Raw genomic sequence first — 6,226 nt, forward strand, 5'->3', positions numbered from 1 at the left:
GTGCACCGGCCACGCGGGCAGAGCACAGTCAGAAGGAGATCCCCCACGGCCTCGGTCACGATCCGCAGCAGCCGCCCGCCGTGGCCGCCTCGGACGCCGCCTCGGCCGCGGCGGGGGTGGTGAGCCGGACGAGCTGCGGTGCGGGCGCGCAGCAGCCGCCGTCGGCCTCGGCGGTGCCGGGGGCGTCGAACAGGCCGGCGCCACCGCAGACTCCGGTCTCGGGCAGGGAGAGTTCCACGCGGTCGGCGGAGTCGAGGTCGCCGGCGATGGCGGCGGCGACGGAGCGGACCTGTTCGTAGCCGGTCATCGCCAGGAACGTCGGGGCGCGGCCGTAGGACTTCATCCCGACCAGATACACGCCCTGTTCCGGGTGGGCCAGTTCGCGGTGGCCGTGCGGGTAGACGGTGCCGCAGGAGTGCTGGTTGGGGTCGATCAGCGGCGCCAGGGCGGTCGGGGCCTGAAGGCGCTCGTCGAGTCCGAGGCGGATCTCGGACAGGAACGTCAGATCGGGGCGGAAGCCGGTCAGCGCGATCACCTCGTCCACCGCTTCCGAGCGGCGGCCGTCCTCGCTCACCAGGACCAGGCGGTCGTCGGCCGTCCGTTCGATCGCTTCGGTGCGGAAGCCCGTGACCGCGTCCGCGTGGCCCTCGTCGACGGCGGCCTTGGCCGCCAGGCCCAGGGCGCCGCGCGCGGGAAGCTGGTCGGCTTCGCCGCCGCCGAAGGTGGACCCGGACATGCCCCGGCGCAGAATCCACACGCCCTTGGTTCCCGCGCCGTCGTCGGACCCGGCGAGTTCGGCGAGGTAGGCGAGGGCGGTGAACGCGGAGGCGCCGGAGCCGATCACGGCAGTGCGCCTGCCCGCGTACCGGGCGCGGACGGCGGGGTCCTTGAGGTCCGGGACGCGGTAGGTGATCCGGTCCGCGGCGGCCCGTTCGCCGAGCGCGGGCAGTCCGCTGCTACCTGCGGGGGACGGCGTGGCCCAGGTGCCGGAGGCGTCGATGACGGCCCGGGCGAGGACGCGCTCCTCGGCTCCGCCGGTGTGGGTGACGTGCACGACGAACGGCTGTCGTTCGCGGTCGGCGTCCACGATCCGGTCCCGGCCCGCTCGGGAGACGCCGGTGACGGTGGCGCCGGTGCGGACGCGGTCGCCGAGGGCGTCGGCGAGCGGTTGCAGGTAGAGGCGGTGCCAGTCGCCGCCGGAGGGGTAGGCGGCCGGGTCGGGCCTCGTCCAGCCGGTGGGTGCCAGCAGCTTCTCGGCGGCGGGGTCGACGACCTCTCCCCAGGTGGAGAACAGCCGCACGTGCGACCACGCGCGCACCGCGGCTCCGGCGGTGGGTCCGGCTTCCAGGACCAGGGGTTCGATGCCCTGGCCGATGAGGTGGGCGGCGGCGGCCAGGCCGACGGGTCCGGCTCCGATCACGACGACGGGCAGCTCGGTGGTGGCGGGCGCGTTCACGGCGACTCCTTGCGTGTTTCGACATCTGTCGATGGCTTGCGCGGCCCAGCATGGCACCTGTATTGATGAGCGTCAACATAGACATTCGTCAAAGTCAGGGGAGGTGCTGATGGAGCACGTCGACGTCGCCGAGATCCGCACCGGCTGCCGGGTCGCCGCGGTCCGCCGCACCCGCGACGCCTTCGGTCTGGAGCTGGCGGGCGGCGGTCGGCTGTCCGCGCGGGCGGTCGTGGCGGCCTCCGGGACGTTCGGGCAGCCGCACCGGCCCGCGCTGCCGGGCCTGGCCGAGTTCACCGGACAGGTGCTGCGCGCCGCCGAATACCGCAGCCCGGTCCCGTTCGCCGGCCGCCGGGTCGTGGTGGTCGGAGCCGGGAACTCCGCGGTGCAGATCGCCGTCGAGCTCGCCGCAACCGCACGCGTTACGCTCGCCACCCGGGCTCCGGTGAAGTTCGCGGCCCAGCGCCTCCTCGGCCGCGACCTGCACCTCTGGACGACCCGTACCGGCCTGGACGCCGCGGGGGACCCACGCCACCGCGAGGGCATCGCCACCGGTGTGCGGGGACTGGTGTTCGTCGGGCTGGAATGGCAGCGCGGTCTGTCGTCGAACTCGTTGTGCGGGGTGGGCCGGGACGCGGACCGCGTCGCCCGGCGTCTGGCCGCCGGTCTCGCCCGTCGATGACCCCCGTACTGGTTCGACGTGTGTCAACATAGACGTATGTCGAATGTGAAGGTGCTGCCGCTGATCGATCCCGCCGACGGCCAGGACGTGGCGCCGTGCTGCCCGCCGCTGACCGAGCGGCCGATGAACGCCGAGGAGGCCGAAAGGGCCGCGCGGATGTTCAAGGCGCTCGGCGACCCGGTCCGCCTCCGGCTCTTCTCCGCTGTGGCCTCCCACGAGGGCGGTGAGGCGTGTGTGTGCGACATCTCCGACGTCGGCGTCTCCCAGCCCACGGTGTCCCATCACCTGAAGAAGCTCAAGGAGGCCGGTCTGCTCACCTCCGAGCGGCGCGGCACCTGGGTCTACTATCGCGTCGAACCGTCCGTGCTGGCGGCGATGGGCCGGCTGCTGACCCTGCCGACCGCGGCCTGACGCGGACGCGGACGGGGAGGGGGACACCGTGGGAGGCCTATCCACGAGCGCGGTGATCGCGCCGCTGACGCCCGAGCACGCCGAGCAGGTGCTGGCCGTCTACCAGGCCGGGATCGACGAGGGGAACGCCACCTTCGAGACCGTCGCGCCGGCCTGGGAGGCGTTCGACGCGGCGAAGCTGCCCGAGCACCGCTTCGCCGCCCTGGACGCGGACGGGACGGTGCTGGGCTGGGTGGCCGCGAGCCGGGTCTCCGACCGGTGCGCGTACGAGGGCGTCGTCGAGCACTCCGTCTACGTGCACCCGGACGCCCGTGGCCGCGGGGTCGCCTCCGCCCTGCTGAAGGCGCTGGTGGATTCGACGGAACGGGCCGGGATCTGGACGATCCAGTCGGGGATCTTTCCCGAGAACACCCCCAGTCTCGCTGTGCACCAGCGGGCCGGCTTCCGTGTCATCGGCACGAGGGAGCGCATCGGACGCCATCGCGGTGTCTGGCGCGACGTCGTCCTCGTCGAGCGCCGCAGCTCCGCCGTCACCTGACCGGTCAAGGCAGCTGCGTGATCGCGTGGACGGCGTCGCGGGCCGTGCGGCCGACACCGATGAGGGTGGCCGAAGCGGGGCCGGTCCAGTCGCCGTAGCCGAGCAGATGCAGCCGCGGCTCGTCCAGGGCGCGCGTGCCCTCGGTGGGGACGCGGCCGCGCGGGCCACGCAGGTTCATCGGGGCGAGGTGGGCCAGCGCCGGTCGGAAGCCGGTGCACCAGACGATCGCGTCCGCGTCGCTCCGGCTGCCGTCGGCCCACCGCACACCGGTGGCGGTGAGCCGGGCGAACATCGGCTTCGCGGTCAGCCGTCCGGCGTCGCGGGCGGCGCGGACGGGCGGCACGGCCACGATGTCGCCGAGCGAGGCCACCCCGCCGGTGTCGGTCCGACCGGCGTCCAGGGCCCGGCGGCGGGCGGTGGCGACATCGAACAGGGCCCGGCCGTCGATGTCGTCCGGCAGGAAGCGCGGCGGGCGCCGGGTCGCCCACACCACCTCCGCATGGCCGCTCAGGGCGAGGTCGGCGGCGATCTGGGCGCCGGAGTTGCCGCCCCCGACCACGACGACGCGCTGTCCGGCGAAGTCGGCCGGGCTCCGGTAGTTCACCGTGTGTACCTGCCGCCCGGTGAAGGCGGCGCGTCCGGGAACGGCGGGGAGGAAGGGGCGCGACCAGGTGCCGGTGGCGCTGATGACCGCACGAGCCCGCCAGGTCCCGGCGTCCGCCTCGACCAGCAGCCGGTCCGCGTCGCGGCGCACGGCGTTCACACGGGTGTCGCGCCGGACGGGCAGGTCGTAGCGCTTCTCGTAGTCCGTCAGGTACTCCACCACGTGCCCGGCGCCCGGGTACGGCTCGCCCGGCTGCGCGGGCATGAGCCGGCCGGGCAGCGAGGAGTGCTCCGCCGGCGAGAACAGGTGCAGCGAGTCCCACATGTGCTGCCAGGACCCGCCCGGCGCCGGACCGGCGTCCAGGATCACGGAGTCCAGGCCGCGCCGGCGCAGGTGGTAGCCGGCGGCGAGCCCCGCCTGGCCGCCGCCGACCACCACCACATCCGTCCGCCGCGTCACAGGGATGTCGTCACCGAGCCCGGGGCGAACCTCCGTCGCCAGGCGAGGGCGACGTGGACGAGGCCGATCAGGACCGGGACTTCGATGAGCGGCCCGACGACGCCGGAGAGGGCCTGCCCGGAGGTGACGCCGAACGTGGCGATGGCGACCGCGATGGCCAGCTCGAAGTTGTTGCCCGCCGCGGTGAACGCGAGGGTCGTGGTGCGGTCGTAGGCCAGGCCCAGGCCCTTGCCGAGCAGGAAGGTGCCGAAGAACATGACCGCGAAGTACACCAGTAGCGGCAGCGCGATGCGTGCGACGTCCAGCGGCTGGGAGGTGATCGTCTTCCCCTGCAGGGCGAAGAGGACGACGATCGTGAACAGCAGCCCGTACAGCGCCCACGGACCGATCTTCGGCAGGAACGTCCTCTCGTAGGCGTCGCGGCCCGTCTTCCGGTCGCCGATGCGGCGGGTGAGGAAGCCGGCGGCGAGCGGGATGCCGAGGAAGAGGACGACGTTGAGGGCGATGTGCCACACGGACACGTCCAGGCCCTGGCCGTCACCGAGGTCCGTCCAACGGGGCAGCAGGTCGAGATAGAACCAGCCCAGCAGGCCGAACGCGACGACCTGGAAGACCGAGTTCAGCGCGACGAGGACGGCCGCGGCCTCGCGGTCGCCGCAGGCCAGGTCGTTCCAGATGATCACCATGGCGATGCACCGGGCCAGGCCGACGATGATCAGGCCGGTGCGGTACTCGGGCAGCTCCGGCAGGAAGATCCACGCGAGGGCGAACATCACCGCAGGGCCGACGACCCAGTTGACGACCAGGGAGGAGACCATCAGCCGCCTGTCGCCGGTCACCCGGTCGAGCCGGTCGTAACGGACCTTCGCCAGCACCGGGTACATCATGACCAGCAGGCCGAGCGCGATCGGCAGGGAGATCCCCCCGACCTCGATCTTCGCGAGGGCGTCGTTCAGGCCCGGGATCAGGCGGCCCAGTCCCAGGCCGACGGCCATCGCCAGCAGAATCCACACCGCGAGGTAGCGGTCGAGGGTGGACAGCTTCCTGACGATCGAATCGTCCCCGGCCGCCGGGGCGGCGGCGGTGGCGGGCTCGGTGGGGATCACGGGCACGCCCTTTTGTTCTCGGCGGCGGTGCGGGCCGATTCGGCCAGGGCGGCGAACTGCCCGGACAGGGTGGCCAGGACCTCCGGCCTGAGCCGGTAGTAAGTGAAACGGCCGCACGGCTCGGTCTCCACCAGACCCGCCTCGCGCAGCACCTTCATGTGGTTGGAGAGGTTGGTCTGCCTGGCTCCGGTCTCCTCGACCAGGTGTGTCGTGCAGAGCGTCTCGCGCGCCAGCAGGGTCACGATCCGCAGGCGGAGTGGATCGCCCAGTGCCCGAATCACATCAGGATCGACTGAAGTCAGCATGCGCTGATATTGTCACATCACCGTCCGCTGATACCAGCGGGGGCTGAAGTCATCGGCGGCCGGGCCCGCCGGGCGACGGGAGAGAACGATCACCATGGCCGACAAGCCGTCCGTCCTGTTCGTCTGCGTCCACAATGCCGGCCGCTCCCAGATGGCCGCCGCCTGGCTGACCCACCTGGCCGGAGACCGCGTGGAGGTCCGCTCCGCAGGCTCCGACCCGGGCGACCGGATCAACCCGGCCGCCGTCGAGGCGATGGCCGAGGTCGGCGTCGACATCTCCGAGGAGACGCCGAAGATCCTCACCGCCGACGCGGTCCGTGCATCGGACGTCTGCATCACGATGGGCTGCGGCGACACCTGCCCCGTCCTTCCCGGCAAGCGCTACCTCGACTGGAAGCTCGACGACCCGGCCGGCCGGGGTGTCGAGGCCGTACGCCCCATCCGCGACGAGATCAAGACCCTGGTCGAGGGCCTCATCGCCGAGATCGCCCCGGCGGAGGCCACGGCCCGCCCGGCCGACCGACGTCCGTGATGCGGCCGCCTCCGCACCCGGTCAGGGCGTGGGGCCCCCGCCCGGGTGCCGGGGGCCCCCGCCGGGGGGGGACCCCCCACCCCGCGGGGGGCGGGGGGGGGGCCCCCGGGGCCCCGGCGGGGGGGGGCCGCGCCCA

8 protein-coding genes are annotated in these 6,226 nt (G+C 73.2%); 4 read left to right on the forward strand and 4 right to left on the reverse strand.

The window, feature by feature from the left end; all coding sequences use genetic code 11:
- Positions 1-55: 55 nt before the first annotated feature.
- Positions 56-1,456, reverse strand: a complete 1,401-nt coding sequence (locus ACFUJY_RS21800; RefSeq protein ID WP_383302070.1) for an FAD-dependent oxidoreductase — start codon at positions 1,454-1,456, stop codon at positions 56-58.
- Between the two features lie 109 nt (positions 1,457-1,565).
- Between ACFUJY_RS21800 and ACFUJY_RS21805 the strand changes: the two genes are divergently transcribed.
- From ACFUJY_RS21805 to ACFUJY_RS21815, 3 genes are read left to right on the forward strand one after another with little or no spacing between them, the layout of a single operon-like run.
- The gene (locus ACFUJY_RS21805; RefSeq protein ID WP_383302073.1) at positions 1,566-2,135 is read left to right on the forward strand and encodes an NAD(P)-binding domain-containing protein; all 570 of its coding nucleotides are present in this window, start codon (positions 1,566-1,568) and stop codon (positions 2,133-2,135) included.
- Positions 2,136-2,171: 36 nt separating this feature from the next.
- Positions 2,172-2,546 (forward strand): ArsR/SmtB family transcription factor, encoded by a 375-nt coding sequence (locus ACFUJY_RS21810; protein ID WP_383302076.1) that lies wholly within the window; start codon positions 2,172-2,174, stop codon positions 2,544-2,546.
- A gap of 28 nt (positions 2,547-2,574) precedes the next feature.
- Positions 2,575-3,084, forward strand: a complete 510-nt coding sequence (locus ACFUJY_RS21815; RefSeq protein ID WP_383302078.1) for a GNAT family N-acetyltransferase — start codon at positions 2,575-2,577, stop codon at positions 3,082-3,084.
- 4 nt (positions 3,085-3,088) lie between these two features.
- Here the strand turns inward: ACFUJY_RS21815 and ACFUJY_RS21820 are convergent, their stop codons facing one another.
- Genes ACFUJY_RS21820 through ACFUJY_RS21830 form a run of 3 tightly spaced genes read right to left on the reverse strand, consistent with a single transcriptional unit; the run spans position 3,089 to position 5,558 of the window.
- Positions 3,089-4,147 carry an ArsO family NAD(P)H-dependent flavin-containing monooxygenase gene (locus ACFUJY_RS21820; protein ID WP_383302081.1) on the reverse strand — a complete coding sequence of 353 codons (1,059 nt, stop codon included), beginning with the start codon at positions 4,145-4,147 and terminating at the stop codon, positions 3,089-3,091.
- Positions 4,144-5,253 (reverse strand): ACR3 family arsenite efflux transporter, encoded by a 1,110-nt coding sequence (gene arsB / locus ACFUJY_RS21825; RefSeq protein WP_383302084.1) that lies wholly within the window; start codon positions 5,251-5,253, stop codon positions 4,144-4,146. Before arsB ends, ACFUJY_RS21820 begins: the two co-directional genes overlap by 4 nt.
- The gene (locus ACFUJY_RS21830; RefSeq protein ID WP_383302086.1) at positions 5,250-5,558 is read right to left on the reverse strand and encodes an ArsR/SmtB family transcription factor; all 309 of its coding nucleotides are present in this window, start codon (positions 5,556-5,558) and stop codon (positions 5,250-5,252) included. The genes arsB and ACFUJY_RS21830 overlap by 4 nt, the downstream gene beginning before the upstream one ends.
- A 94-nt stretch (positions 5,559-5,652) precedes the next feature.
- Here ACFUJY_RS21830 and ACFUJY_RS21835 point away from each other — a divergent pair, with 94 nt between their 5' ends.
- On the forward strand, positions 5,653-6,090 hold the full coding sequence (locus tag ACFUJY_RS21835) for an arsenate reductase ArsC (protein WP_383302089.1): 438 nt from the start codon (positions 5,653-5,655) through the stop codon (positions 6,088-6,090).
- Positions 6,091-6,226 lie beyond the last annotated feature (136 nt).

It is taken from the genome of Streptomyces sp. NPDC057249 (genome assembly GCF_042669245.1).
GTDB lineage: Bacteria > Actinomycetota > Actinomycetes > Streptomycetales > Streptomycetaceae > Streptomyces.

Bases quoted from the DNA above. Each gene is read 5' to 3' on its own strand.
- ACFUJY_RS21810 (WP_383302076.1), top strand. From the start codon at position 2,172: ATGTCGAATGTGAAGGTGCTGCCGCTGATCGATCCCGCCGACGGCCAG.
- ACFUJY_RS21805 (WP_383302073.1), top strand. From the start codon at position 1,566: ATGGAGCACGTCGACGTCGCCGAGATCCGCACCGGCTGCCGGGTCGCC.
- ACFUJY_RS21830 (WP_383302086.1), bottom strand. From the start codon at position 5,558: ATGCTGACTTCAGTCGATCCTGATGTGATTCGGGCACTGGGCGATCCA.
- ACFUJY_RS21835 (WP_383302089.1), top strand. From the start codon at position 5,653: ATGGCCGACAAGCCGTCCGTCCTGTTCGTCTGCGTCCACAATGCCGGC.